Raw genomic sequence first — 25,250 nt, forward strand, 5'->3', positions numbered from 1 at the left:
TTGAGCCTTCCCACACGTTTCACCATCGGCCAGCCCGTCGAGGCCAATATGACCTGCAAATACGACGAATGGCGTGGCGTGCCGCTCTGGATCGCCGGTATCAGCGCAAAGCTGAAAACGGGCGAGATCACCTACACCGTAAGCAAGTCTTGGCCGCCGACGAACATCGGTCACCTTAGCGACCCATGGATGGAAGACGAACTTTGCGCGCGCGGCCCCAGCCGCACCACAAAGCACTTCCGCATCGCGGAGATCGCGATGCTATGGTTCTGGGCCGGAATTACGGTCGGGTTCTTGGCGGCTATGGTCGCAGGGCGTGCCGTATGAGCGCCCCCGACGAACTTTACGCCAAGGCAAAACACATTGTCCTGACGGATGGCAAGGCTTCGACCAGCTACATCCAGCGTCGGCTTCAGATCGGTTACAACTCAGCTGCAGCCCTGATCGAGCGCATGGAGACGGACGGCATCGTCAGCGCCGCCAATCATGTCGGCAAGCGCAAGATCATCAATGTACCGACCGAGTATCTAACGCCCGGCGCTCTGCTCGCTGCACACGCCAAGTCAGTCCCCGCCGACGATACGCCGCCTTGGGAAGGCGATGATGTGGCAGAGAAACCAGCGGATGCCGAAACGCTGGCGGAAGCCGAAGCGCCTCCCCCCGCGCCTCCACCGGCCGTCGAACGCCTACCCGATGATGGCACGATTTACACCTGTAGCGGTTGTGACATTGAGGAAGCCGGCAACGCCGCACAACTGCCGATCGGCTGGTATGAGCAATATTCAGCCATCCTTGGCACCATGCACCGCTGCCCTGACTGCGCCGCCAAAAATGCCGTGCGCATCGCTACCAGCAGCATGTCAACCGAGGAAATCGCCGCCGCAGGGGCCGATGCCGACGCCATCACATCGGCCGCTCAAACTCGCCTGCGCACCCTGGTCGAACGTTGCCAGCGCCTTTTGGAGGATATTGCCGGTCTGCGCGGCGACCTGAAAGAGGTCCTGGACGAGGCCAAGGGCGAAGGTTTCGACGTGAAGGTCATGCGCAAGCTCCTGTCCGAACTCCAAAAAGACCCGGCCAAACGGCGCGAAGAGCGCGAGCTGCTGGAGCTCTACGCGGCATCGATCGGGGAGGCTCTTTAGGCATGGCCATCCCCGATATCTCAACCGTGGTCGAGTACCTGCCGAACAGCCCCTGCGTTGCCGAGCACGACCTTCTCTTCAGCCAGAACGCTGTCGCCACCCTGAAACGGATGCTGACCCGCTTCGGCCTGACGCCGATCCGCATAGGCTTCCGCAAAGGCGATCAGGAAAAAGCCCCCGGCGAAGTCCTGATCCTGATGCGCGCACCTGACGGCGCCGAGCGCTCCATAGGCCGGATCATGTACGGCCTCACGCTCGAGGCGCTGACCAAAGCCCGCGACGCCCTGATGGAAGACGGCTGGGAACCCCGCCCGCCGTCCTTCGAAATCGACCTCCCCAAAATCCAAACCGCCTGAAATCCCTAAATCTTCAAAAATAAGAAAGCTGCATAATGAGCAAATTACTTGCCGCCACCGCCTTATCTGCCGTTGTCGCAACTGCACCAGGCCTGATCGTTGACCTCTTCGCTGGTGGCGGAGGTGCATCCGAAGGAATTGAGCAGGGGATGGAACGAATAGTCGATATCGCGGCCAACCATGACGCGTCCGCCATCGCCATGCATACGGTCAACCATCCGGCCACCAAGCACTATCAGGAAGACATTCTCACACTCGACCCTAACGGCGCCTGCGACGGAAAGCCCATCGATATCCTGTGGATGTCACCCGACTGCCGAGATTTCTCGAAGGCCAAAGGCGGACGTCCTGTCAGCAAGGAAATTCGCTGTCTCGCCGATGTCGGCGTCAAATGGGCGAACGAATGTGAGATACGCCAAGGGCTGTTGCTGGAAAACGTCGAGGAATTCGAGCAGTGGGGACCGCTGATCGAAAGCCACAAAGGCCTAGTGCCTTGCCCTGATCGCCGTGGCCAAGAGTTCAAGCGCTGGGTTTCCGAAATCCGCGCCGCCGGCGCCACCTCAGTTGAGTGGCGCACCCTTCGCGCCTGCGATTATGGCGCTCCTACTCTCCGCAAACGGCTTTTCCTGATCGCTCAATTCGACGGCCTGAAGATCATCTGGCCAGAACCTACGCACGGCGCGCCCAATTCCATCGGCGTCCTATCCGGCCGTCTTCTTCCATTCCGCACGGCCGCCGAATGTATCGATTGGTCTATCCCCTGCAAATCCGTCATTCACCGCGATACGCCCCTGAAGGATAAAACCAACCAGCGCATTGTTGCCGGTTTCTTCAAGTTCGTGGTCAATAATCCCCGCCCGTTCATCGTTCCAATTACCCACACCAGCGGCGGCAACGCGGCCTATAGCATCGATGAACCATTGCGCACCATAACTACGGCCAAGGGCGGCGAATTCGCTTTGGTCACGCCGATCTTGGAACGTGCCGACAAAACACTCGCTTACATCGACAGCCAGTATGGCAATTCCAAAGGTGCCGACATCGAGGCACCGCTTCCGACTGTCACGGCCGACGGCATGGGTAAGCAGGCGCTGGTAACAGTCGATCTCGAACGCGCCGAAAAGGTGGTCGCCTTCATGGCGCAACATAATGGCGGCTTTTACGATGGCGCAGGCCGTTCGTTAAATGAACCACTCTCGACCATCACTGCGCAGGGCACCCAGCAACAGCTAGTGACCGCGCACCTGGTGAAGCTTCGCGGCACCGGTTATCGCCATGGCCAGCCGGTCAGCGAACCACTTCACACCGTCACTGCCAGCGGTCAGCATATGGGCTTGGTCTACGCCTATCTGGTCAAATACTATGGCAATCGGACGAACGGCCAGACACTCAATGAGCCTCTGCACACGGTCACTACCAAAGAGCGCTTTGGGCTGGTTATGGTCACCGTCGAGGGCGAGGACTATGTGGTGGTCGATATCGCTATGCGTATGCTCACGCCACGTGAGCTGGCCCGCGCCCAGGGCTTCCCTGATACCTACGTCCTTGATCCGGAGTGCTGGTATAAGACCGAAAGCGGAAAGATGAAGTTCGGCCGTCTGCCGAAAACCCATCAAATCGCCCGGATCGGCAACAGCGTGTCCCCGATCATGGCGAAGGTGCTGACGGCGCCGAATTTCGGCCCCAACGCGGCGCAGTTCCAAACGGAAAGGCTGGCCGCATGACCGCCGCGAAACTCAAATCCGCGGCATCCTCGGAACGCCGTAAAAAGGGTCCTGTCGAGCAACAGGGCGACCTCCTGTTGACGCCCGATTATATGGACCTCGCCCATAAGCATCAGCTTTTCCCATCGCATCCGTGGAATGTCCGCGCGGCCGTCGAAACCCTGTGCCCGCTGATCTTCCCGACATGGCCGGAAACCCCGCCGGCAATGGTCGTTTATGACATCTGTGCCGGCCTTGGCCACATGTCCGTGCCCCTGGGCGAGTATTTCTCCGATGTCCGGCCGTCCGATATCATCGATTGGGGCAAGGGCTACCCGGTAGCCGACGCCATGGCCTTCGAGGCGGACAGTGCGCCCTATGACAGCATCGCCATTTTCAACCCGCCTTTTGACGGCGAATTGGGCAATATGGCGGAGAAATTCGTTCGTCAGGCGCAAAAAACCTGCGATCGCGTCTTTGTCTTGTGCCGCCTGGCCTTCATTTGCAGCACCGGCCGCTATGCGCTTCACCATCAAAACCCACTCGGCAACCTGAAATATTTCATGCCGTGTAGCGAACGCGCGCCCATGCAGCTCGGCCTATATAATCCGAGGTGCAGCAAGCCGCAGGAACACGCGTGGTTCTATTATGAACGCGGTCACACCGGCCCATACACCGGCATCAATCTGCCACTAGGCCTCCGCGCCAAGCACTTCCGGCCGGAGGATGTGCGTATCTAATGAAAAAGCCGCCGGTCAACGAAAATGAGGCTATACCCTCCCATGACAGCAATGTCGTGGCGTTGATCGACGTGCGCGACCAGCAAATCGCCCAGGCAAAGGAAGCCATGCGAAAAATGATCAGAGAGCTTGCCAGACAGGCCGCTTTTGAGGATCATCAGGCGGCAATGAGGAGACGGACATGAATGAAAAGGAAAAGGTCGAAGTAGAACAAATTTTCGACAAACACCATGCTGATTCCTTAGAGCGCTTTCTCACCGTGATCAAAGATGATGGTGCTGGATGGGCGCTTGCCGAAGCTGGCAATGATGGTAGCGGCAACGCCTTCCATGACGATCAACCGGACGGCAGCTTTATGCTCATGTCCGGCCTTCAGTTAGATAATTGGGGAGGGGCGTATGGGTGCCCTCGCACTGAGGGCGAGACGGATATCGATTATCGCAACAGGCTATTGAGCATCATAAGAAAGTGACCAACCGCGCCGTCATCTATTCCCGCTTTTCAACTGATCTTCAGAACGAGAAATCGATCGAACATCAGGAAGCCGTCGCGCGCGCCTTTGCCGTCCGCGCCGGTTTCAGCGTTGTAGGGGCCTACTCCGATGCCGCCATGTCCGGCGCATCGATTTTGGGGCGTGACGGCCTGCTGGAACTCCTGACCGACGCTAAGCGCGGTCAATTCGATGTCGTTATTGTGGAACACCTCGACCGCCTGTCGCGCGACATGGAGGACATGGCCGGCATCCACAAGCGCCTGACCTTCGCCGGCATCAGCATCGTTTCGATCCATGAAGGCAAGGCCAGCACCATGGATATCGGCCTTCGAGGCCTGGTCGGGCAGCTTTTCCGAGAAGACAACGTTCACAAGACGAAACGTGGCATGCAGGGCAAGGTCAGTGAAGGCCTGCTCGCCTCCGGAAAGTCCTACGGCTACCGCATGGACGCGGCAAATAAGGGCCTGCCGATCATCGTGCAGGAAGAGGCTGATGTCGTTCGCCGCATTTTCACCGATTATGTCGCCGGTAAATCGCCGCAAAAGATCGCCGTTGAGCTGAATGCCGAGGGCTTGCCATCCCCGCGCGGCAATGGCTGGGCGGGAAATACAATTTATGGCTGGGAAAAGACCGGCGTAGGCATCCTGCGTAATCAGCTCTATGCCGGCCGCATCGTCTGGAATCGCAACCGCTGGATAAAAGACCCTGACACAGGCCGCCGCGTGTCGCGCACGAACCCGCCTGAAGAGTGGATCGTGAAAGAGGCTCCGCAATATCGCATAGTCGATCAGGCGGTCTTTGATGCCGCCCAGGCGATATGTTCCGGCCGCGTCATGACCCGGCAAGAGACCGGCCACGCCCAGCGCCCTAAGCGGCTGCTGTCAGGCCTCCTGAAATGTGGAGCGTGCGGCGGCGGCATGTCTGCCTATGGCGCCGGACGGAATAAGCGGCCACGCATCATGTGTTCTAACCATCGTGACGGGAAACACTGCCCCGATCCCCGCACCTTCTATCTCGACACTGTTGAAAAAACCGTGATCGAGAAGATGCGCAGTGAGCTGACAAACCCTGAAATGCTGGTCGACTACGTTACAGCCTATAACCAGACCCGGCAGGAACTGGCACGCGGAGCGGCGCGCCGGCGGAACATGCTAGAAAAAAAGGTCACCGATCTCGACGGCCGGATTCGGCGCATCATGGAATTGCTGATTGCCGGAGTCGGCGATGTCAGCCGGCTTGGCGAAGAGATGAAAGCCAAGCAGACCGAATACGAGGAAGCAAAGGCCGAATTCGAGCGCGAACCTGCGCCGCTCGATGCCGCTGCACTGCATCCTCAGACGATCAAGCGCTATGAGATGGCCTTGACGCGCCTAAACGACGAGATCCACGCATGTGTCGACGGTGGTTCTCCGGTGATGGGCGAACTGATGCGTGAGCTGGTCAACTCGATCACGCTTTATCCCGACGCCCAAAAGCCAGAAACCCCCGGCGTTTCCGCTGGGGGTCTGATAGCTGTAATCCAAGGAAAGCTTAGGATTTTACTTGATGAGCCTGCACCGGCACACACCGTGTGCGGGTCTTTGGTTGCGGGGGCCAGATTTGAACTGACGACCTTCAGGTTATGAGATAGCTGAAAACGCGGCTTTTTCGTCCGCCGCCGTCCGCATTTGTTTTGTAGAGCATTGTTTTAACTTATCTTTATTGACATTTCGCGCCGTAGCGATACGCTCCTGTCCACGCCTGTTTTTCGTTCAAGTGGTAGCTATGCGGTAGCTGCGGGAGTTTGACGGCATGACAAAACTGACCAAGCGCGCGGTGGAATCCGCTGCCGTCCAGGACAAGACCTATTGCCTGTGGGATGACGAACTACGCGGCTTCGGTCTGCGCGTCTGGCCCACCGGTCATAAGGTCTATCTGGTCAAGTGCCGGGTCAAAGGACGGCAGCGTTTTATCACGCTGGGACCACATGGCCCGGTGTCTCCCGAACAAGCCCGGAGCAGGGCGTACAACATCCTGTCGGAAGCGAAGAACGGCCGTGATCCGGCCTTCGAGCTCGATCAGATGCGCAAGTCGCCAACGGTTAGGCTGCTATGTGAGCGCTTCATGCGTGACCACGTCGCCGTGCGGTGCAAGCCCCGGACGCAGGCGGAATATCAACGCAATGTAGATCTGTTCATTGTCCCACGTATTGGGTCGCGCAAGGTGACGGATATCGGTCGGGCGGACATCGCCGAACTGCACGGCGCGTTCAGTCATATACCCTACCAGGCCAATCGCACCTTGGGGGTCTTGTCGGTGTTGTTCAATCTGGCCGAGGTGTGGAATATCCGCCCGGACGGTAGCAACCCCTGTCTGCACGTCAAAAAATATCCCGAACGCAAGCGCGCCCGCTTCTTGAGTGCGGAAGAGTACAAGGCGTTAGGCCAGGCGCTGCATGAAGCCGAACACGGGCAGACGGAGACAGCTTCGGCGATCAACGCCATCCGACTGCTCATGTTGACCGGCTGCAGGCTCAACGAGATCATGACGCTCAGGTGGGACGACGTCTATCTGGCCGACTATGAGTTACGCCTGCCAAACTCCAAGACTGGAGCGAAAACGGTACATATCGGGCAGAGTGTGGTTGATGTCCTGCTCAAAATCGACCGCATCAACAGCAACCCTTACGTCATCGCCGGAAAGAATGATGGACGCCCCCTCACCGATCTGCAACATCCGTGGCGACGCATCCGCGCAGTGGCCGGCTTGCATGACGTTCGCATCCATGACCTGCGCCATTCTTTCGCCAGCGGCGCCCTCGCCCTCGGTGAAGGCTTGCCGATGATCGGCAAATTGCTCGGTCATAGTCAGGTACAGACCACGGCGAGATATGCGCACCTTGCCAATACCCCAATCAAGGTTGCCGCCAGCAGGATTGCAGACAGTATCAGCGAGGCTCTCAATTTCGGATGACAAGGGCTTTCTGGCAGAACCTACGCCACATTTCTGCTTTCGATATTAAATATTAGGTTGAAGGTGTGGCGACATAGGCGAGGGCATTTATGGACAGGCGTTATTTCTTACAAGCGGGCACTGCGCTAGGCTTGTGCGCAGCTAGTCCCGCATTGGCGGATACAGGCTTCAAGCTACTACGATCTGACGATGGGCTGATAATGCCGGTCAATTTGAATGGGAGTAACTTAAGGGGAATTTTCGACTGTGGTGCAAGCCACTGTATTCTAGACACAAAGATAGCAAACCAATTGGGGATAAAACCCACAAAGCCTTTAACAGGCAAAGCTATTTATGGCGACTTTAATGCCGGAATCACTGACCCGATCAAATGCCGCATAGGAGACGCAGATTTCCTATATCCCATAATTATTGCTTCACTTGACGCGGCAGGCCTGGGGGCGGATCTTTTGATCGGCCGAAACATCCTCCAAAGGGCGAGCCTCGATCTTGATGCTCCAAATCTTCGTGCAAGTTTTCAGAAAAGAAAACCCAGGCAAGGTATGGTACCTGTCGACATTACGGCAGGGAAACGCGGTTCTCTGATTACGGATGTTCTTATTGAGGGCAAGTCGGCAAAAGCCTCGCTCGATTCAGGAAGCAATACGCCATTGATGATCAGCAAATCGTGGGCAAGTGAAAACGACCTTTTGAAGGGCCGAGCTTTATCGTCCTGGATAACTGGCGATCTTACCGGCATTCATACAATTGCGATGACCACGCTAAAGCACGCTGCGTTAGGGGGAATGCTATTCACCGACGTCCCGGCCGAGATTTCGGAGACCCAACTTTCATATGAAATCAACCTTGGCTTACCGTTTCTGGAGCGGTTTAGGAGTTTTTGGGATATTCCTGGAGGAAAACTATGGGTGGCAGCAACCTCAAGGAATTTGGGCGCCCCATTTGAACGCGAACGAAGCGGCCTAGCCTTCGAACGACAGAACGATATTCTTAAGGTAATTTTTGTTGCGCCTAGTAGCCCTGGCGCCGAAAGCGCTTTTAAGGAAGGCGATCAAATCGCCAGGATTGATGGCATCCCGGTTTCGTCGCTCACGGACGCTGAAACACAGAAATGGAAACATGAGGATGCACGCGTGTCGGTGCGATTGACTTTGGCCACCGGAGAAGTGCGAAATCTTACTCTACGCAACTATTATTGAACCGTCCCTACAGCAAACTGGTCCATCAAGTAGTTAGGGGGAAGTGATAGTATTTCCTCGATCCGCTCAACCTTAGTGTGCGGCGCACAAAATGTGGCACCTGAATACCGCGATAAAATCGGAACGAAAAAGGTACGTAGTGAAGGCAAGATAAAGGCTCAACTCCCGTTTCGCGTAAGCCCTTGTCTGCACATCGTTTTTCAGGATTTAACAAAAAAATTAGGAGTTATTTCGCTGTAATATATTGTTTTTATTGCGTTAATTGACTTTTGCTGCAGCGCGCCAAAATTCCACAAAAAATGGGCTCTTTTTGGCCCTTTGGCCTATGGTTGGTCGGGCCGGCAAGAGCCCACAGACCGCGATGTTTGCGCCCCGATCCAATTTATTAGGGTCTCGCTCGGCGCGCCGCCTGACCTCATTTGGCGTTGCCTGACCCTCCTAGGCCTTTCAGCCAAACCGGCTTGGCATGGTATTATTCGGTCTGGAGGGCTTCCCCATGCCAGATGCCAACGACAAGATTTCATACCGCATAGACGAGGCTGCGAAGGCGTCAGGCCTGGGCCGGTCATTCCTTTACGAAAGGATCGCCGAAGGGGCCTTGCGGTCGGTGAAAATTGGCGGACGGCGTCTGATCATGCACCGTGACCTGTTGGAGTTTATCGATGGCGGGAGTTCAGTGAAACCACCCGCGCCGCCCGCGCCCGCGAAGGTGCCGGCAACGAAGCCCGACGCCAACGGGCTTCCACAATGGACACAGCTCGAATTGCCATTGAAGAAGCGTAGGTAGGCCTCACTCGTAACTGGGCCGCCGCAAAAGCGGTAGCCCACGCCCGGCAGCGGTGCTAGACTCGGATTTCCACCTCACAGGAATCTCGATGCTGGCCGATCAGCTCTCTCACCTACCGGACACGAAACGCCGCGAGCTTGAGCGCGTGGTGAAGGTGTTGTTCGATGAGTTCGAGGACGTCACCAAGACCAAGCTATCGGACAAACGTAAGCTCGGTCGTATTTTGAAGGTCATCCTGTTCGGCTCCTACGCACGGGGAGATTGGGTCGAAGATCGGCTTTCAGGCTATCGCTCGGACTATGACCTTTTGATTGTCGTAAACAGTCATCAGTTCACCGATCTGCATGAATATTGGGGCAAGGCGGATGAGCATTTCATCCGCGAGGTGACGGTCACTCAGAATATCAAAACGCCGGTCAGTTTCATCGTCCACGATCTGGCCGATGTAAACGACCAGCTTGCCAAGGGCCGCCCGTTTTTCACTGACATCGCCCGTGACGGCATCATGCTTTACGAAGCGCCTGGGCACACATTGGTTAAGCCGAAGCCGCTCACGGCGGTCGATGTCAGACACGAAGCGCAGGCTAACTACGACCAATGGTTTCCAGATGCTGTCGAGTTTCAGGCAGCCGCAAACTTCCATAGTGAACGTGGCAACGCAAAGCTCACCGCTTTCAATCTTCATCAGGCGGCAGAGCGGCTTTACCATTGCGTCCTGTTGGTACTGACGCTCTATTCGCCCAAAAGTCACCGCATTACCATGCTGCGGTCGCAAGCAGAGGCGCTAGACGACCGCCTAAAGGCCATCTGGCCCAATGATGCCAAACTGCACCGGCAAGCCTTTGACCGCCTTCGTAGGGCCTATGTAGAGGCGCGTTATTCGGCAGAGTATGCCGTCTCAGAGGAAGAGCTGAAATGGCTCAACGAGCGCATCACCATTCTCCGCGATACGGTTCAAACGGTCTGCCAGGAGCGCCTCGGGCGATAGGTCCACCATTGCTTTAATCGTGCCATCCCCATTTTTTTCCTTGAGCACATAGAGCTTAAAGGATTGATTTCGGCGGATCGTATTGGTCCAGAAACTCGATAAGGTTGAGGTGGTTCGCAAGCGAAAAATCCGGTGGTATCTGAGCTGTGAAAGCCGCATCGTCAGTGGGCGCATTCCCTCAGGCAGGTGTCTGCCAGCCGTCCATCCCGGCATAGAGGGTATCACGCAGATCCCGGATATGCGAATTCAGGTCGTCCAGAGCCTTGGGGGGCTGCCCGGAGACCTCAAGCAGGGCCTGCGCCAGACATCCGGCGCGGCTCTGCATGACCTTCCCGTCGGGCGTGAGGGTCAGCAGCACCTGGCGCTCGCTTTGCGGATTACGAGTCCGCATGATCAGCCCAGCCGCCTCAAGACGTTTGAGCATGGGGGTCAACGTGCTAGATTCCAGAGCCAGTGCCCCAGCGACCGCACCGACGCTTTGTCCATCCTTGAGCCACAGCACATTGAGCACGAGGTATTGCGGATAGGTAAGCCCCAACTCATCCAGAAGCGGCTTATAGATGCGCTGAATGGCAATCCCGACCGAATAGATCGAGTAGCACAGTTGCGCCTCCAGCGGAGGCGGACCGCTTTCTTCGTCTGACATATGACGCTCCTTTGACCTCTATATAGGTGGCAACATTGCGAAAAACAATATCGCGATAATAGTTGTAAAAAAACAATGGAGACCATGATGAAAAGCAGATCCACTCGGTTCTCGCTGCCACCGCCGCTACGCCGAGCATGCTGGCGGTTTCGCCCGCCTGGGTCGGCCGTCATCAACGAAGCCGGTGACGATAGGAAGGTGGCGGCCCAAACCGTCTCAAAAGGGCGCTAACCGGCCTGCCCGTCTGTCTCCGGAGCGAACGGCGCTCCAGACTCTGCCGCTTCCAGTTGCTTTTTCAGCGTGATACAGGCATCGGGTTACGCTCAAACGGATATCAATGACCCGCCATCCGTCCCTTTTATGAAAGACATTTGCCGATGTGGAACTGCCCTTGTCTGCCGGTCATCCTTCGGCGTGGCACCTACGGCTTTTTTATGGGTATATTCCTACTTGCCGCGCCCGCGTCTTTTGCCTCTGAAACGCCGGAACCCCAAGCCAATGCGCTGGCCTATGCCCTCAAAGACCGCGTAGGCCCACCGCATCCGGACACCATTGCCGCCTATGTACAGGCGGGTGCCACGGAAACGAAGGCGCATGAACTGACGGATCGGGAATGGGCGCTGGTAGAGCAGGCCATCAACAGCCTGCCTCCCCTTCATCAGCGCATACTGGAAAAGCACCTTGCACGCCTTAGCTTCATCGAGGCCCCGGCAAGCGTTGGCACGGCGCTCACCCGCATGTACGAGGGGCCCAATGGCGAACCTCTCTTCGATATTACCATCCGCGCCGACATACTGGATGCCTCCTTGTCGTACTTCCTGACCCAAAAGGAGAGTACGCTCTTTAGCGATGATAGCTCCGGCCTGAGTGTGCAGGTCATCGCCTCTGAGGCACCGGCCCTGCCCTACCTTCTTTTGCATGAGGCCAGTCACGTGGTTGACCGTTCGCTGGGCCTGACGCGGAACAGTGGCAGCTTCGGTGACATGTGGAAAGATTATCGGGAATTGGCCGAGCCCTATGCGCAGGGCCCGCTAGCGCAGTCGGTGTATCGGCGCGCTCCTCGCCTCCCTGCGGCGAAAAGCACAGCGCTTTACGCCGCTCTCGCCCGCTCCCCCTTTGTGAGCCTCTATTCCACGGCATCGGCAGGCGAAGACTTTGCAGAGCTTGCTGCCTGGAGCACGCTGTCACAGCGGGATAAAATACCCCTGATCTTCGAGGTGCGTGACCGCAACGGGCAAGTGATCATAAGGGTTGAACCCCTCAAACAGGTGGCGGTGCAGGCCCGGCTTCGTGCCGTAGATGCGCAACTCAGCCGTCCTTGAACCGCCCTTGCGCCCCCGTCTGTGGTTGTCAGATCGGCCTGTCCGTCGGGAAATCCTCCGGAGCGGTACGGGAGGCTCTTGTGTTATTTTATTGCCGTAACAGCAATTTCGACCTTTGCAGACTTTGGCAGGGCAGTGACAGCGACGGTCGTCCTGGCTGGAAGGATTTTGAAGTAACGCGCGTAAACACCATTCATGGCTGCGAAGTCATTCATGTCCGTGAGATAGACCTGAACCTGCACCACATGGCGGGGGGAATAACCAGCTGCACTCAGGATAGCGTCAATGTTTTGCAATACCTGCTCGGTCTGCGAGCGGACGTCCTCCGCGACAAGTTGCCCGGACTTAGGGTCTATCGGGATTTGGCCGGATACATATAAGGTATCCCCTAGCTTTATAGCCTGGGAATAAGGACCGATCGCCGCCGGTGCGTTTTCTGTAGCAATCCTTTGCCTGGAGGGTTCGGCGCTTGCCGACGCCGTGCTGGCGAGTAAGAGCGCCAGGAGCGGTAGTGCTTTCGTCTTCATGTGACTCTCGGAAGAAGGCGTGACGGGGTGGTGTTGAGGAGCTGGTCGCCCAAAATTGAATGAGCGACCAGCCGCGCCAAGGTTAGCCTCGGAAAAAGGCCAGCAAGTCGGCATTGATGATGTCCGGGTGGGTGGAGGCCATGCCGTGCGGCAGTCCTGGATAAACTTTCAGGGTACCCTTCTTGACGAGTTTGATAGCCAGTTCTGCGCTGTTCTTGATTGGGACAATCTGGTCGTCACCGCCGTGCATGATCAGGACTGGCACATCGAGCTTCTCGAGGTCGGCCGTGAAATCGGTCTCCGAAAACGCCTTGATGCAGTCGTAGTGGGCCTTGGCACCACCCATCATTCCCTGGCGCCACCAATTATCGATCAAGCCTTGGCTGACCTTGGCGCCCGGTCGATTGAAGCCGAAGAAGGGGCCGGAAGGAATGTCCCTGAAAAACTGAGCCCGGTTTGACAACAGCGCAGCGCGGAAGCCGTCAAACACCTCCATAGGCAGACCATCTGGGTTGGCGGATGTCTTGAGCATGATTGGCGGTACTGCGCCGATCAGGACGGCTTTGGCGACACGTCCGGGCTTGGCGCGAGCAACATAGTGAGCAACTTCGCCACCGCCCGTGGAATGGCCGACGTGAAAGGCGTTCTTCAGGTCGAGGTACTCGGTAAGCGCAGCAGTATCGGCAGCATAGGTGTCCATTTCATTTCCGGTGTCGGTTTGGGTCGAGCGGCCGTGCCCACGTCGATCATGCGCGATAACGCGATACCCCTTCAGAAGAAAGAACATCATCTGGGCATCCCAATCGTCGGCACTCAGGGGCCAACCGTGATGGAACACGATCGGCTGGGCCGTCTTCGGGCCCCAATCTTTATAGAAAATTTGCACGCCGTCAGAAGTCGTGACGAAACCGCTGTCCACGCGCTTAGGGTTTGCGACAGTGGGCTTTGCCCTTTTCGAAGCGGCCCCAGCAGCCGTACCGATGGACAAGGCTGCCGTCGCCAGACCGAGGCTGGCCGCCAAAGCGGTTCGGCGGGATGTTTGATTAGATTGGCTCATGATAGCTCCTTATTTAAAGTTTGCGATAATCATTATCGCGATAACATTTATCGGAATATATTCTTTTTTCCGGCCTGTCCAGTATTTTTTTCAAGATATGAAGACGTGCGGACAAACCACACGAAGGGCAGCAGCCATAACTTTGCACGCCCGCATCAGCCCTCATCGAAAAGGCCAACGCATCGGCGTCAGATGGTGGGGATGGTTCCGCCGTCAATCACATATTCTGCGCCATGGATGGCCGACGCGCGGTCAGAAGCCAAGAAGGCGATCAGCTCTGCAACCTCCGCCGGTTCGGCGGGACGTCCGAGCGGAATCCCCCCCAAAGCCTTGAGTATGCTCTGACGAGCCTCCTCCAAAGTACCGCCTGTCGCTTCAGCGATCCTTTCCATCAAGGCTTCCGATGCTTCGGTATAGATCCAGCCGGGCGACACCACATTAACCCGAACGCCTTTCGGGCCGAGCTCCTTGGAAAGCGCCTTGCTATAGGTGGACAGCGCTGCTTTTGCCGCGGCGTAGGCGATGGTCGATTCCGGCAACGGAAGCGTGCGCTGGATCGAAGAGATGTGCACGACACTGCCGTAGCCCAGCTCAACCATTTTCGGTATGAGCAGACGATCCAGTCGCACGGCCGTCATCAGGTTTAAGTCAAGCTCTGCCCGCCATTGCTCATCGGTCAGCGCCATGAAACCACCTGCAGGCGCAGATGAGCCGCCTACAACATGAACCAATATATCGACGCCACCGAAACGTTTAAGGGCTGCCTCCGCCAAAGTCGCACACCCTTCGCCGGTCGTCAGATCGGCTTTCACGAATTCGATGCCATTAAGGTCGTCCGGCGCTGTCCGGGCCGCCGTGATAACCTTTGCGCCGCCCGCTAGAAAGCGTTGCACGGTCGCCCGCCCCGCACCTTTAGTGCCGGCTGTAATAAGGACACGGCGCCCGTCAAATTCCTTGGGATCGGGACGCGCCATCATATCGAAATCACCAGGGCGGTAATCAGATCGTTTTCAATCGTGAAGCGGAAGGTGAAGCGAAACGGGCTACCGTTAAAGTTACCTGAGGTCAGTCCCTCCAAAACAAACTGGCCATCTTCGCGTCGGACCGTATCGGGTGTGAAGATCGCTTCACTGGCGATCGTTGCCTCTTGGAGCCACCTCAGTAGCTCGGCGTGGCCACTATGCGTTCCGCCATCGTCTTTGACGACCGCGTCCGTCGTGAAAGACTTGAGCATCCCTTCTGCATCGAGCCGGGCATTAGCGTCCACATAGTCGGCGATAGGTTTAGGTAGATCAATCATATCGGAACTCTTTTCATCCTGCATTGCGTCTACACAAAACTAGGATTAGGCTCCGGGAATGACAAGAACAGACGAAAAAGTAAGGGACTTACCCGAAAGTAAGCGTGTTGAATACACAGCTGATTCCGCTGCGCAAAGCGTGCAGAATACTATTCGCGTGCTTGAAGGACGCTGGAAGCTGGTGATTCTTTTCCAGCTCTTTGGCGGTCATGTGCGCCGGTTCTCAGAACTTGAACGATCTATTCCGGGCGTGTCCCAAAAAATGCTAATTCAGCAATTGCGCCAGCTTGAAGCGGATGGCGTCGTCGTCCGCATCGTCCATGCGCAGGTTCCTCCAAAAGTCGAATACCACCTGACAGACTGGGGCCAGTCCTTGTGTCCGGTATTGGATAAGCTGCTTATATGGTCTGAATCTGCGCCCTCTGAGCTGTTACCGCGTATGATCGCAACCCAATCCGAATCTACTGGATGATACCCGCTCATATCGTTTTGAAAAACGTAGCACATCATCCCACTTTGTCCCGACTATAACAACACTCACTGCCTGCAAAGTACGACCTTTACACATGAGCTGAAATGGCTTGAAGAGCGGATCGCCAGTCTCCGCGATACAGTTCAAACGGTTTGCCAGGAGTGCCTCGGCGCTTGAGTTAGGTTGGCGCCTGTTCGACGCCGACTGGCGGCATATCGTGCCCCCTCAAATGACGTGCAGACAAGGCATTGCGGATGGCATGGAGGCATTGCTTTAATCTTGCTTTTGCTTCACATGTAGATTTGATAGGCACCTAACTGTGTGCAGGTCGCTCCAGTAATTCGACCATCACATCCATTACTTCCATTGGCATGAAGCCAACTCCGTCGGCCAGAACCAAATTGATGACATGGTCCAATAATTTGCCAGCTTGATTTTTTGAAATTGAATTCAAAAAGGGAAAAGCCCTTAGGATCATTCCCTCAAGTTCATGGTCATCCGTGGTTGCACAGCGCGCGTCAATTTCCAATTCCAAGCCATTAACATATTTTGACACAATGGTTTCTGAAGCGGCTGAGAGGAATATTTTTTCACAAACCGTAGTAACTAACGGCAGAAACTGCTCTTTAGTATACGTTGCCAACTCAAAATAGCTAAATTCCCCAGTTGCTCCAATCTGGTGCCGTTCGGCCGGAAACCCGCGACAAATGGTGATTGCGATCAGCAAAGGATCAAAGACAACGTTTTCGATACCGTTGCGACTTCCAAAGGCTAATACCGATATCCGATCCGTGGGCCGATTTTTACCGTCCCAATCCAACAGCCCAAATACCGAAATATTTCCTGCCGACGATAAATCTTCGACGATACGTTTAACATTGTCGCAACCAGTGTTTACGTCTCCCCCACCTGAGGTGCGAGTTCCGGTTGCCACAAATTCAAGAGATCTATCCGACACTATTTTGGGCTTTATTAGCTTGTAGAGGCTGTCATAGACTTGTGCATCTGTGGGGCTTTCAACGAAGACCTGCCTTCTGCCATCGTAAGAAATCGAAATTGTCGGCACCCCAACAGTAAGTATATTCAGCGCACTCGCCTTGGAACTTTTATGAAGGCCTGACTGCCCTGGGATCATCGTAAAAATGCTCTCCTCAGGCGCCAATGCAACAGTTGATGGCGAGTGGGTTGTAGCGATAACCTTAATGCCGAAAGTGCCGATAAGTGTTTTAGTAATTGTATCGATTACATTTTTTGACATTGAGGGGTGTAGAGGTGCATCGATCTCATCTAATAAAAGGACCTTAGGCTGGACTGAAAGTTGCCGCCTATCATTCGAATAATAAACACAAAACGCAAATGACATTAGTACCTTTTCACCAGATGATAACGCGCTGAAAGCAACAGGAACACCTGTTGATCGCTTGGTGAGCATCGGCTGAAATTGGGTGTATTCATCGAGCACTGGGGAGTTAATTGAGAAATCCAAGCCTGCGTCCCGGACAAATTCGTTTACGAAGTCCCATGGTGCGGGACCATGTTTCTCGATAAATTCTTGTTCAGTTAGGAACGTCGCCTCATTGCCTTTTGACGCACGGTATTCCGCGAGATTATTGGCTAACAACAAATCCCGGTACGCGACAAATAGTTTCGCAAAATTCTGCTGAAAGAGGTCATTTTGCCCCCAAGTGGGTATCGCAGGTGACAATATGTCACGCTCCAAGAGTGCCGAAATCGGACGCTTTGTGGACGCGGAAACCGCGCGCAATTGCTCTCGCATATCCACGCTAAGATTACTCAAAACGTTATGCTCAAACTGATTGAGTTGAGGAATTAGGCCCTGCCTTAGGGCTGCTACTTTTTCGATATCACCTAGCAAGCTTGCTAAATCAATATCGGAGAGTGAAGCCACCCTGCCCGGCTCGCTCAAATATTCGTCACTCAAACCATAATCGCGAATAATATTTCGCGCGGGTTCTAGCCACCCATGGTTTAATTTTAGGTTTGTATATTGCGAATATAAATTCTGGCGCTCTTGCCTAATGTTTTCACTTGAAAAGAATCCAGTATCTTGCGGTATCATTGTGGACCAGTCGAATAACCGTATCCGTGATAAATCTCCCGCATTCTGTTCTGGTGCCACGTCAGTCTTGATCAAGCCTTGGTAAATGGCTTGCAACAGGTGGCTTTTTCCAGCGCCGTTTGGCCCAGTGATGAGAGTAAAGTCTGGCAGACTTGTTTGTGGAAATCTAACAATTGATAAGTGAGACTGATGAAATGTCAGAGTTATCATAGAGCGAGTTCCCTAGCCGACCCATTTGTGCTTTCCCGGTTGAACCTACCCATATCTATATCTGAAGGCGACAAAAAATTTTCATACGCCGACGCGCCCTGGTCAAGTCGGCTACAAATTGCCCGGTTGTTTCAAGTTTTGATTTGTTTCATAAATTTATAGCTGTGGAGCCCCGCAACTATACGTGTCGCACCTGCATTTGTGTCCCGGAGATGATTGCATGCAATTCACGGCGACACAAAGCTGCCGAGACGCCAGTCCGACCTTGTCCTCCTGAGTGCCGTGAGGCCTCATACTACCATTTTCTCAAGATGACCCTGCTGCCCGGTGTGCCCCCCAAAGCGGACATCCTGATGGGGAACGGCTCCCCTCGAAGTGACTTTCGAGAGCCACAGGCACCTAGATACTAGGATGGGCTCCATTACCCAATCCGCAGGTTTAAACCTTACAAAACTTGCCGGAAACAGACGACCTTGACTGCAAATTTTACTAATCGGCCCTTGTATTTTCAATCTTTACGGGCATATTGAATTTCGCGAGGGGCAAAAATAAATGAGCAAACTTAAAGCGTTTTTGGCGAAGAACACTATAAAAGTGGCCGACGGTCTTCCCGTCGTGCACTCGACACGAGCATACAATCTCGGCCAACTTCGACAAAGCAACATGCTCCAAGTAACCGAGTGTGATGTCTTTAAAACCGAGGAGCTAAATTACTTTTTTGTTGGTCGACCTGCCTACAAATTAGACTCTGATGGCCAGGGATCGCCTTGGGAATATCCCTGCTGTTTCATTTTCGACATTAAGGTCCTCTCGGACATTCGTCGCATTTTTCCGTTCGATTCTGGCGCATTCGCTGGCGGTCGTTATCCAAGCTATATACAGAGAATGCCGCTGGAGGAATTTACAGCGGAGACGTCTACGGAGACGCCTGGCAAAATCATTGGTGCTTTCTTCGGAAGCCCTTGGAACTATTTTCGTTCCAAACCTGTAAATGAAGATGACTTCATTTCAGAACATAACTTGGGCGCATTCGACGCTGAAGTCCGCGGTCTCCACCGTCTATCTGGTGACAGCGGTTCCGATAAATTTGACGACCGACGAATGACTATCGAAATTCAAAATGGTTCGCCAATAGATCTTGTTGCTGACAATCCCCTAGCAGTCATAGCGCCGTCCGAATATTTCGACGACGCTGATTTTCGAAAGCAAGTTACGGAGACGTGGGGTGCCGAGCCCATTTCATATCCCGTACATACGTTAAGCGTCCAAGGCGCCTACAGCTCTATCTATGACCGCGTCTTGGATTTTTACCAACGCAACGGCCTGCTGCCTTGACCTATAGTCTCGCTGGATACCTATCATTTCGACCGAACAGCGCGTGTTTTCTCATCCCGTACTTTTCGGCACCAAACTCAAATTTGATTTTCGCGCATGAGGTGGATGAGGCGGGCCGCGTTGATTTTTTCTATGAAATATCTATCGACGGGTATTATCAGGAGTACAAAGTGCCGGCAGAGATTAATCTCGCCTCGGGAGATGCTGCGCATTTTGCCGTCAGACTGAAAGATGGTTCTATTCTCAACGGAACCGCCATGGATTTGGCTCGGCTACTGCGACAAGTGAATCTGCGAAAGCTCGGAACGCCGTTTTTCAACGTAGACGCCTATACCTTTATTGGCGATGCCATGAAGCGGACAAAGGCCGTAGAAGCGGCTGCGTCTTTGTTCAAAAATCGCAACGTAAGGCGTTCATGGAAACGACGAGAGCTCAGTTCTCCACTACTGGGCCTTCAACGGTCCCGCACCGGTCGTACGACAGGCGCTTCTGAAACCGAACAGATACAACGCCTGAGATCGACATTTCATGATCGGATGTGGAGTGTCTACTGGTCGAACACATGGAATTCGACCCGCGACGAATACCTTAGACGGACTTTGGAAGACATTGCGTCAGAGTGGCTCGCTGATTTCTGGGGGCGCCATAAGCCTGAGCTTGTCCTCGTACCCTTGCTCTTCAATTCACATAGCTACGCTCGATTTTTCGATCTGAGCCTGTCAGCACTGTCTGGACGACGTTATAGTTCGAACTGGGTCCAAATTTGGTCGTTGTTGGGAAAAGCGACTCGAAAACGATTTCTAAAGGCAGCGCCGGCACTCGCCAAACTTGGCACAGAGTTTCTGCGTGATGCGATCATCGCGAAAACCAAGGGCGTGAGAATATCGAGTTGGGCCCAAGTTTTTCGCGGGATGGTAAACGAGGTTGGCCTGACAAGTGAATTAGCACATTTAGGCCTCCAACAAATGGGGGCTCATCACAACGATTTCGGCTTTCAAAAGAACGTTCTCAATCTCATTTTTTGGGATCCGCAGTCTTCGGATATTTGGAACGGTGACAGGGAGCGATTTTTAGAGCTTGCGGACATTTCTAATTTTTGGATCACAGTTTTCAACGCGACGGCGCAGCCCTCCGCGTTTGTTGTCTCAAAATCAATTGAGTATCTCAAAAATGGAAATCCAATGCTCTCAAACTGGCCGAGCCTTTGGCGGGCCTGCGGCGTCTACTTAGGTTCTAAGGAGCACCAGCAGATTGCCAAAGCTTGGCTATTAAAGAACACTTCTCAGATGAAATCATGGCCCGAAGTCGTGCTGGAGATAGAGGCCGACTACATCACGGACCCCCAAGTACATGAAGTCATTGCAAACTGGATTGATAACCACCAAACTCATTCACTCTATAACGATGTCGTAGGGCAGCATCTAACTTGGAGAAATTCGCTTGGCCGGCTGGGTTTAGAAACAGCATTTGAGGACGCCGAAAAAATATTCCAAGGCGAACAAGCGACCGCTATGCGCTCTCGGCTCATAGCTGAGGCTGCTGTTTTGGTGAATGATTTCAATCGTACAACTCTCACGCCTCAAATAATTTCAACGTTGATACAGATACAGATCGCCTTGAGACAGATTGATCAACTCGGGCAACTCACAGACCAAGCGATGATGTTTTCACTCCTGCTCGGTTCCACCTCCCCCTCTCTAACTAATGAGCTCAAAGGGAAAAGCCAGGCGTTTCTGGCTACGGTCCTTACCTACACGAGCCAGTTTCCACAAACCCTCTACTCAGCAACGGGCGGCCAGCATCAACAATCTGGTAGGGTTTCATATTGATGAGGTCGTAAGACCTCGACACCACTTCTCAGATCCAGCCCTGATCAAACTCGGCATCGTGTCACTACAGTAGTCAAACGGGCCAATTGACCAAAATCAGCCGACTCCACCGTCCACCTTTGTTCACATTTTTCCGTGTGTGTCTTTTTGATTCAAGTGGTAGCTATGCGGTAGCTGAAGACGGATTTTGGACGCAGAAAAGCCGCCTTGTGAGGCGGCTATCTCTTTGATATTGTTGTCATAAAGACTGGTTGCGGGGGCCAGATTTGAACTGACGACCTTCAGGTTATGAGCCTGAGAAAAATTCTCATATCATCATGAATTTAAACATAATTTAGCCAATTGAAAAATACTTGTGCTAGCCTATGTGTTAGAAATCAAGATGTTGTTCCTGCCTGCAAGGCGAGTGTTTTGGCCTATCGGACTTCGACCGGGTGGCGTGCGAGAGGGCGACTTTTTTGGACCCGGCCCCCTTTACAATTTGACAGTTCAATTCACTCAAATTTCGGGCTTTGTAATGCTGATATGGAACAACCTGCCGAAACGATCATGCTGCTACACGGTATAGGCCATGCTCCGTGCAGTCTTGGTCGTGTCGAAAGGCGGTTAAAAGCAGCAGGGTTTCGGACTGTCAACATTGCCTAGTGTCTCAGTTTGAAATTTGACGCATCGCCTATCGCATCCCGTCCCGGCCTCCTATATGCTTAGCGAAAAGCATGGAGGCAATATGAGCAAGCACATCACCGATTTCGCACAGACCTGGGTTTTAGAGAATATAAATGCCGGTCCATACGACCCCGGCGAGCGGATTGTATCTGGACACGTCGAGCAGCTCAAAGCCGACGCAGCGGTCGCTGGGATTAGCGAGGACGATTTGGAGGAATATGTAGGCGACCTCCATGACTACATCGCGGAAGCTTTAGAAGAGGCGACAGACAACGAAGTCGATCGACGCGCCAGCAAGGATGACTAATGCCTAAAGGCCCTAACGGACAAAAGCGCCCTGCCGACGCTATCGGCCTCGCTGTAATGGTCGCTAAGATTGCGACTGGCGAGATTGAAGAGGGAAGTTATACCCCCAAGGTATCACGAGCAAAAAAAGGTGGAGCCAAAGGAGGCCCGGCTAGGGCGAAAGCGCTAACGCCGGCTCAAAGATCGGAAATTGCCAGTTTAGCCGCTACCGCCCGCTGGAAAAAGAGCTAGGCCGCGTCGGACTCATCGTCACGATCCAATCGTTCTGCGGCACGTAGCTCTTCCACGTCATCAGAGAACTCAAGAAAAAAGCTCAATTGCGGGTCTTTGGGGAACATTTTGTTCATCCGCTCAACATCGCAAACAGCACGATATACGTCATGCGCGACCGCCTCACGGCGTTGATGCACAGACTTCTGGCGCAGCGTCGATGTTCCTCCCGTGTCGGTATCAAAATAGTGCTTCAACGCCACCCCACCTTCTAGCAGGGTAACGCACTGCTTGGCACGATAGGTGAAGCCACCATCTTCGTCATAGCGCTTGGCTTGCCGTAGAGCTTGGGTCACTTGCTTTCGTAGGATGTGTTTTATGTCCTGCGGCCTTGGTGCAAGACGCCTCCCCGCCAGCGCCCACTCGACGAATTCTCCAGCATCACCAGACGTTTGACGGGTTTCTTCTATCCACTCGTCCCAAAGGCGGTTCACCTGCTCATTGTAGTCGGCCATTTCGCTCTCCTACAGACCAGTTGGAGCTTGGTAGCCCCAACCGTCCTTATATTCCCATTCCAAAAGATAATCTCGTAAGCTTGTCTGGTACTTACGCAGCCAGTTAAACTTTTTAGTCTCATTTTGTATTTGCCCGACCACAACAGCCGGATGAATTTCCATAAGCGCCGCAAAGCTCAAGACGTCTCGTTCAGAAATGAAGGGGCTTTTTCTGAGGATAAATGACTTAAGCCTCGCACGCGGAACGCAAAAATCGGCCGCAGCATCATTTGCAATAATTTCGCACTCAGGCAGCGCGTCACGTTCATCTGCCTCGAACTCATCAACTGGCGTGAAGGTTTCCGCCTTCCCGTCTCCACGGAGGATATGCTCAATCTCATGCCTTAAAACAAAGCAGAAGTTATCTGGCCGGTCGAGCCTGAGGGTCATTCCAATAACCGGCTGACCTCCTAGCCAAACGCAGACGCCGTCGATTTTCGACCCTGGCAACCCTTCAACAAGCACAAACCTTACCCCGCACTGAAGTAGAATTTCCGGTATGCGAACAAAATCATCCTTGTCGAGCATATGCGCCCGAATAGCAGGCAAGTTATTTCTGAGGGTTTCTTCGGAATAAAGTGGGCAAGGAACACCTTCGGCAATTTTCCTAACACGGTGAAGCCATGCATATTGGATCGGTGTGGTTTCGTCGTATGCGCTCTTCTTGGCAGCGTGCGCAATTAATGGCGCATCACTTACGAAAGGAATGTCTTCAATCCGGTTCTTGCCGAAAAACCGCATCATCTGAAGGTCGAGCAATTCCGGTTCGGCGTCCTCAATCCAGCCGCGTTTTATCATTTCCCTTATGGGAAAGACGGAGAGCCATGATGCACGCGTTTTTACTCCGGGATCGGCGGGCTTGGCCTTCCTCAGATCGTACATTTTTTGTAAATTTAAGAAGAAATCGGCAGGCATATCAAAAGCATCGGCAAGAGCCAGCGCGGTGTCGGGAGTAATGTTAGTCGTGCCTTTTATAAGGCGGTTAAGTTGGCTAACATCAATATCCAACACATACGCCAAGTCCGCCTGAGACCAGCCACGGGCGTCCAATTCCTCTTCAATAAATGTGCCGGGGTGTTCGACCGGCAATGGTGCATCACGAGCCATCAGTGGTAATCCTCAATTGCCAATATCGTGATTGTCTGCGGGTCTGTAGTCTCATCCAACTCAAAGACCAAACGATACTGGTCATTTAATCGAATTGAACGCAGGCTTTCACGGTTTCCCTTTAGTTTTTCGTAGTGGAGACTTTTCCAGTTCCTTAGTGAACGATCATCGACTGCCGCCCTTAAGACAGTCAGCTTGCGACGTGCAGACTTAATGACGGCCACTGGGAGCTTTGTCGCACCCGCGTCTTCTGTCTCTATCAAGGCAAGTTTGCAATCAGCAAACACGATTCTCATACCGCTCATGATCGCTTGTACGCCATGCACCATAAGCCGTCAATGGAAATTGACTATAAACGTCAATATGAACATAATGCTTGACTTGGAGATTGGAAGAATTCATGTTGAATTCATGAATAGGCTGACCTTCGCCAAACGCACCCAAATCCTCGCCATGCTTTGCGAAGGCTCTTCCATGCGCTCTATCAGCCGCGTGGTTGACGTTTCGATCAACACGGTGACGAAGTTGCTGGTTGACGCTGGCGAGACCTGCCTTGAGTTGCACAATGAACTTGTGCGCGACGTTCAAGCCTCGCGCATACAGTGCAATGAAATCTGGTCGTTCCGCTATACCAAGGCCCACACTGTTCTCGGCCTAGAAGATACACCGGAAGGCGATGGCGATGTATGGACCTGGACCGCCCTTGATGCCGACACGAAGCTTATGGTTTCGTACTATGTCGGTGATCGGTCGGCTGAAAGCGCAATGGTCGTTTTGGACGATCTCCGCTGCCGTATTGCCAACCGCGTTCAATTAATTACGGACGGCCATAAAGCCTATCTTCAAGCCGTAGAGGGCGCTTTCGGTGGCGATATCGATTACGCGCAACTCCTGCAAATTTACAGCCAAGCTCAAGGCCCGGCTGGCCGCTACAGCCCCGCCAAGTTCACCGCTGCCAAGAAGACACCAATTGAGGATGGCTCAGAAATGAAACACGTTTCAACGTCCTACGTTGAACGCTCCAATCTGACCATACGGATGTCAATGCGCCGGTTCACCCGACTAACAAATGCCTTCTCAAAGAAGATCGATAACCACGTTTACGCTCTGGCGCTGTACTTCGCCTTCGATAACTTCACCCGCATACACAAGACGCTTAAAGTTACCCCGGCTATGGCGGCTGGTATCACGGACAAGCTCTGGACTTTGGAAGATATTGCCGAACGCATCGAAGCACGTGTCAGTTAGCCCATAAAGCGTGGGCCGTAT

At 53.9% G+C, this 25,250-nt stretch carries 27 protein-coding genes and 1 pseudogene; 19 read left to right on the forward strand and 9 right to left on the reverse strand.

The features are described from left to right. The 13 genes and pseudogenes from ABQ278_RS12355 (at position 1) to ABQ278_RS12415 (ending at position 10,360) form a co-directional block, all read left to right on the forward strand. Positions 1-327 (forward strand): hypothetical protein, encoded by a 327-nt coding sequence (locus ABQ278_RS12355; RefSeq protein WP_349319868.1) that lies wholly within the window; start codon positions 1-3, stop codon positions 325-327. Positions 328-335: 8 nt separating this feature from the next. Next, a pseudogene (locus ABQ278_RS12360) lies at positions 336-509 on the forward strand (DNA translocase FtsK); the annotation flags it as partial. A 96-nt stretch (positions 510-605) separates the two neighbouring features. Further along, positions 606-1,142 carry a GapR family DNA-binding domain-containing protein gene (locus ABQ278_RS12365; protein ID WP_349322161.1) on the forward strand — a complete coding sequence of 179 codons (537 nt, stop codon included), beginning with the start codon at positions 606-608 and terminating at the stop codon, positions 1,140-1,142. Positions 1,143-1,144: 2 nt separating this feature from the next. Continuing rightward, positions 1,145-1,498, forward strand: coding sequence for a hypothetical protein (locus tag ABQ278_RS12370; RefSeq protein WP_349319869.1), 354 nt, complete (start codon positions 1,145-1,147; stop codon positions 1,496-1,498). Positions 1,499-1,533: 35 nt separating this feature from the next. Next, entirely contained in the window at positions 1,534-3,222 is a 1,689-nt protein-coding gene (locus ABQ278_RS12375; RefSeq protein WP_349319870.1) for a DNA cytosine methyltransferase, read from the forward strand. Further along, positions 3,219-3,941, forward strand: coding sequence for a hypothetical protein (locus ABQ278_RS12380; protein WP_349319871.1), 723 nt, complete (start codon positions 3,219-3,221; stop codon positions 3,939-3,941). Before ABQ278_RS12375 ends, ABQ278_RS12380 begins: the two co-directional genes overlap by 4 nt. Next, positions 3,941-4,126: a hypothetical protein gene (locus ABQ278_RS12385; protein ID WP_349319872.1), complete on the forward strand. Its 186-nt coding sequence runs from the start codon at positions 3,941-3,943 to the stop codon at positions 4,124-4,126. The genes ABQ278_RS12380 and ABQ278_RS12385 overlap by 1 nt, the downstream gene beginning before the upstream one ends. Continuing rightward, on the forward strand, positions 4,123-4,413 hold the full coding sequence (locus ABQ278_RS12390) for a hypothetical protein (RefSeq protein ID WP_349319873.1): 291 nt from the start codon (positions 4,123-4,125) through the stop codon (positions 4,411-4,413). Before ABQ278_RS12385 ends, ABQ278_RS12390 begins: the two co-directional genes overlap by 4 nt. Continuing rightward, positions 4,410-6,059, forward strand: a complete 1,650-nt coding sequence (locus ABQ278_RS12395) for a recombinase family protein (protein ID WP_349319874.1) — start codon at positions 4,410-4,412, stop codon at positions 6,057-6,059. Before ABQ278_RS12390 ends, ABQ278_RS12395 begins: the two co-directional genes overlap by 4 nt. Before the next feature lie 166 nt (positions 6,060-6,225). Next, complete coding sequence (locus ABQ278_RS12400) at positions 6,226-7,386, forward strand: tyrosine-type recombinase/integrase (protein WP_349319875.1); 1,161 nt, start codon at positions 6,226-6,228, stop codon at positions 7,384-7,386. 89 nt (positions 7,387-7,475) lie between these two features. After that, positions 7,476-8,585 carry an aspartyl protease family protein gene (locus ABQ278_RS12405; RefSeq protein ID WP_349319876.1) on the forward strand — a complete coding sequence of 370 codons (1,110 nt, stop codon included), beginning with the start codon at positions 7,476-7,478 and terminating at the stop codon, positions 8,583-8,585. A gap of 496 nt (positions 8,586-9,081) precedes the next feature. Beyond that, on the forward strand, positions 9,082-9,372 hold the full coding sequence (locus ABQ278_RS12410; protein WP_349319877.1) for a helix-turn-helix domain-containing protein: 291 nt from the start codon (positions 9,082-9,084) through the stop codon (positions 9,370-9,372). Positions 9,373-9,460: 88 nt separating this feature from the next. Further along, positions 9,461-10,360 carry a nucleotidyltransferase and HEPN domain-containing protein gene (locus ABQ278_RS12415; RefSeq protein ID WP_349319878.1) on the forward strand — a complete coding sequence of 300 codons (900 nt, stop codon included), beginning with the start codon at positions 9,461-9,463 and terminating at the stop codon, positions 10,358-10,360. A gap of 178 nt (positions 10,361-10,538) precedes the next feature. Here the strand turns inward: ABQ278_RS12415 and ABQ278_RS12420 are convergent, their stop codons facing one another. Further along, positions 10,539-11,006, reverse strand: a complete 468-nt coding sequence (locus tag ABQ278_RS12420; protein ID WP_349319879.1) for a MarR family transcriptional regulator — start codon at positions 11,004-11,006, stop codon at positions 10,539-10,541. A 434-nt stretch (positions 11,007-11,440) separates the two neighbouring features. On the opposite strand from ABQ278_RS12420, the gene ABQ278_RS12425 reads away from it, so the two are divergent. Next, a complete protein-coding gene (locus ABQ278_RS12425) occupies positions 11,441-12,328 on the forward strand; it encodes a hypothetical protein (RefSeq protein ID WP_349319880.1) in 888 nt (295 codons plus the stop codon). A gap of 83 nt (positions 12,329-12,411) precedes the next feature. Here ABQ278_RS12425 and ABQ278_RS12430 read toward each other — a convergent pair whose 3' ends face one another. The 4 genes from ABQ278_RS12430 to ABQ278_RS12445 form a co-directional block, all read right to left on the reverse strand. Then, a complete protein-coding gene (locus tag ABQ278_RS12430) occupies positions 12,412-12,855 on the reverse strand; it encodes a RidA family protein (protein WP_349319881.1) in 444 nt (147 codons plus the stop codon). 82 nt (positions 12,856-12,937) lie between these two features. Continuing rightward, positions 12,938-13,912 (reverse strand): alpha/beta hydrolase, encoded by a 975-nt coding sequence (locus ABQ278_RS12435; RefSeq protein ID WP_349319882.1) that lies wholly within the window; start codon positions 13,910-13,912, stop codon positions 12,938-12,940. A 188-nt stretch (positions 13,913-14,100) separates the two neighbouring features. Beyond that, positions 14,101-14,889, reverse strand: coding sequence for an SDR family oxidoreductase (locus ABQ278_RS12440; protein WP_349319883.1), 789 nt, complete (start codon positions 14,887-14,889; stop codon positions 14,101-14,103). Further along, positions 14,886-15,212 (reverse strand): nuclear transport factor 2 family protein, encoded by a 327-nt coding sequence (locus ABQ278_RS12445; protein WP_349319884.1) that lies wholly within the window; start codon positions 15,210-15,212, stop codon positions 14,886-14,888. Before ABQ278_RS12445 ends, ABQ278_RS12440 begins: the two co-directional genes overlap by 4 nt. A 58-nt stretch (positions 15,213-15,270) precedes the next feature. On the opposite strand from ABQ278_RS12445, the gene ABQ278_RS12450 reads away from it, so the two are divergent. After that, positions 15,271-15,684 (forward strand): helix-turn-helix domain-containing protein, encoded by a 414-nt coding sequence (locus ABQ278_RS12450; RefSeq protein ID WP_349319885.1) that lies wholly within the window; start codon positions 15,271-15,273, stop codon positions 15,682-15,684. Positions 15,685-15,997: 313 nt separating this feature from the next. Here the strand turns inward: ABQ278_RS12450 and ABQ278_RS12455 are convergent, their stop codons facing one another. Beyond that, entirely contained in the window at positions 15,998-17,974 is a 1,977-nt protein-coding gene (locus tag ABQ278_RS12455; protein ID WP_349319886.1) for an AAA family ATPase, read from the reverse strand. Between the two features lie 552 nt (positions 17,975-18,526). On the opposite strand from ABQ278_RS12455, the gene ABQ278_RS12460 reads away from it, so the two are divergent. The 3 genes from ABQ278_RS12460 (at position 18,527) to ABQ278_RS12470 (ending at position 22,111) form a co-directional block, all read left to right on the forward strand. Next, a complete protein-coding gene (locus ABQ278_RS12460) occupies positions 18,527-19,309 on the forward strand; it encodes a hypothetical protein (RefSeq protein WP_349319887.1) in 783 nt (260 codons plus the stop codon). Further along, the gene (locus ABQ278_RS12465) at positions 19,306-21,138 is read left to right on the forward strand and encodes a hypothetical protein (protein WP_349319888.1); all 1,833 of its coding nucleotides are present in this window, start codon (positions 19,306-19,308) and stop codon (positions 21,136-21,138) included. Before ABQ278_RS12460 ends, ABQ278_RS12465 begins: the two co-directional genes overlap by 4 nt. A gap of 727 nt (positions 21,139-21,865) precedes the next feature. Beyond that, positions 21,866-22,111, forward strand: coding sequence for a hypothetical protein (locus ABQ278_RS12470; RefSeq protein ID WP_349319889.1), 246 nt, complete (start codon positions 21,866-21,868; stop codon positions 22,109-22,111). Between the two features lie 226 nt (positions 22,112-22,337). On the opposite strand, the gene ABQ278_RS12475 is transcribed toward ABQ278_RS12470, so the two are convergent. The 3 genes from ABQ278_RS12475 to ABQ278_RS12485 are packed head-to-tail and all read right to left on the reverse strand — an operon-like array spanning position 22,338 to position 24,286. Beyond that, entirely contained in the window at positions 22,338-22,835 is a 498-nt protein-coding gene (locus tag ABQ278_RS12475; protein ID WP_349319890.1) for a hypothetical protein, read from the reverse strand. A 9-nt stretch (positions 22,836-22,844) separates the two neighbouring features. After that, entirely contained in the window at positions 22,845-23,981 is a 1,137-nt protein-coding gene (locus tag ABQ278_RS12480; protein ID WP_349319891.1) for a HigA family addiction module antitoxin, read from the reverse strand. Further along, a complete protein-coding gene (locus ABQ278_RS12485) occupies positions 23,981-24,286 on the reverse strand; it encodes a type II toxin-antitoxin system RelE/ParE family toxin (RefSeq protein ID WP_349319892.1) in 306 nt (101 codons plus the stop codon). Before ABQ278_RS12485 ends, ABQ278_RS12480 begins: the two co-directional genes overlap by 1 nt. A 106-nt stretch (positions 24,287-24,392) precedes the next feature. Between ABQ278_RS12485 and ABQ278_RS12490 the strand changes: the two genes are divergently transcribed. Beyond that, positions 24,393-25,229 (forward strand): IS1 family transposase, encoded by an 837-nt coding sequence (locus ABQ278_RS12490; RefSeq protein WP_349319893.1) that lies wholly within the window; start codon positions 24,393-24,395, stop codon positions 25,227-25,229. The last annotated feature ends 21 nt before the right edge of the window (positions 25,230-25,250 follow it).

The sequence above is a fragment of the Asticcacaulis sp. MM231 genome (assembly GCF_964186625.1).
GTDB lineage: Bacteria > Pseudomonadota > Alphaproteobacteria > Caulobacterales > Caulobacteraceae > Asticcacaulis.

Excerpts from the sequence above, each read along its gene's own strand:
- ABQ278_RS12400 (WP_349319875.1), top strand. The coding sequence starts at position 6,226 with ATGACAAAACTGACCAAGCGCGCGGTGGAATCCGCTGCCGTCCAGGAC.
- ABQ278_RS12425 (WP_349319880.1), top strand. The coding sequence starts at position 11,441 with ATGGGTATATTCCTACTTGCCGCGCCCGCGTCTTTTGCCTCTGAAACG.
- ABQ278_RS12430 (WP_349319881.1), bottom strand. The coding sequence starts at position 12,855 with ATGAAGACGAAAGCACTACCGCTCCTGGCGCTCTTACTCGCCAGCACG.
- ABQ278_RS12490 (WP_349319893.1), top strand. The coding sequence starts at position 24,393 with ATGAATAGGCTGACCTTCGCCAAACGCACCCAAATCCTCGCCATGCTT.
- ABQ278_RS12480 (WP_349319891.1), bottom strand. The coding sequence starts at position 23,981 with ATGGCTCGTGATGCACCATTGCCGGTCGAACACCCCGGCACATTTATT.
- ABQ278_RS12475 (WP_349319890.1), bottom strand. The coding sequence starts at position 22,835 with ATGGCCGACTACAATGAGCAGGTGAACCGCCTTTGGGACGAGTGGATA.
- ABQ278_RS12455 (WP_349319886.1), bottom strand. The coding sequence starts at position 17,974 with ATGATAACTCTGACATTTCATCAGTCTCACTTATCAATTGTTAGATTT.
- ABQ278_RS12420 (WP_349319879.1), bottom strand. The coding sequence starts at position 11,006 with ATGTCAGACGAAGAAAGCGGTCCGCCTCCGCTGGAGGCGCAACTGTGC.
- ABQ278_RS12445 (WP_349319884.1), bottom strand. The coding sequence starts at position 15,212 with ATGATTGATCTACCTAAACCTATCGCCGACTATGTGGACGCTAATGCC.
- ABQ278_RS12440 (WP_349319883.1), bottom strand. The coding sequence starts at position 14,889 with ATGATGGCGCGTCCCGATCCCAAGGAATTTGACGGGCGCCGTGTCCTT.
- ABQ278_RS12470 (WP_349319889.1), top strand. The coding sequence starts at position 21,866 with ATGAGCAAGCACATCACCGATTTCGCACAGACCTGGGTTTTAGAGAAT.
- ABQ278_RS12460 (WP_349319887.1), top strand. The coding sequence starts at position 18,527 with ATGAGCAAACTTAAAGCGTTTTTGGCGAAGAACACTATAAAAGTGGCC.
- ABQ278_RS12390 (WP_349319873.1), top strand. The coding sequence starts at position 4,123 with ATGAATGAAAAGGAAAAGGTCGAAGTAGAACAAATTTTCGACAAACAC.
- ABQ278_RS12385 (WP_349319872.1), top strand. The coding sequence starts at position 3,941 with ATGAAAAAGCCGCCGGTCAACGAAAATGAGGCTATACCCTCCCATGAC.
- ABQ278_RS12485 (WP_349319892.1), bottom strand. The coding sequence starts at position 24,286 with ATGAGCGGTATGAGAATCGTGTTTGCTGATTGCAAACTTGCCTTGATA.
- ABQ278_RS12370 (WP_349319869.1), top strand. The coding sequence starts at position 1,145 with ATGGCCATCCCCGATATCTCAACCGTGGTCGAGTACCTGCCGAACAGC.
- ABQ278_RS12375 (WP_349319870.1), top strand. The coding sequence starts at position 1,534 with ATGAGCAAATTACTTGCCGCCACCGCCTTATCTGCCGTTGTCGCAACT.
- ABQ278_RS12415 (WP_349319878.1), top strand. The coding sequence starts at position 9,461 with ATGCTGGCCGATCAGCTCTCTCACCTACCGGACACGAAACGCCGCGAG.
- ABQ278_RS12410 (WP_349319877.1), top strand. The coding sequence starts at position 9,082 with ATGCCAGATGCCAACGACAAGATTTCATACCGCATAGACGAGGCTGCG.
- ABQ278_RS12380 (WP_349319871.1), top strand. The coding sequence starts at position 3,219 with ATGACCGCCGCGAAACTCAAATCCGCGGCATCCTCGGAACGCCGTAAA.
- ABQ278_RS12405 (WP_349319876.1), top strand. The coding sequence starts at position 7,476 with ATGGACAGGCGTTATTTCTTACAAGCGGGCACTGCGCTAGGCTTGTGC.
- ABQ278_RS12435 (WP_349319882.1), bottom strand. The coding sequence starts at position 13,912 with ATGAGCCAATCTAATCAAACATCCCGCCGAACCGCTTTGGCGGCCAGC.
- ABQ278_RS12450 (WP_349319885.1), top strand. The coding sequence starts at position 15,271 with ATGACAAGAACAGACGAAAAAGTAAGGGACTTACCCGAAAGTAAGCGT.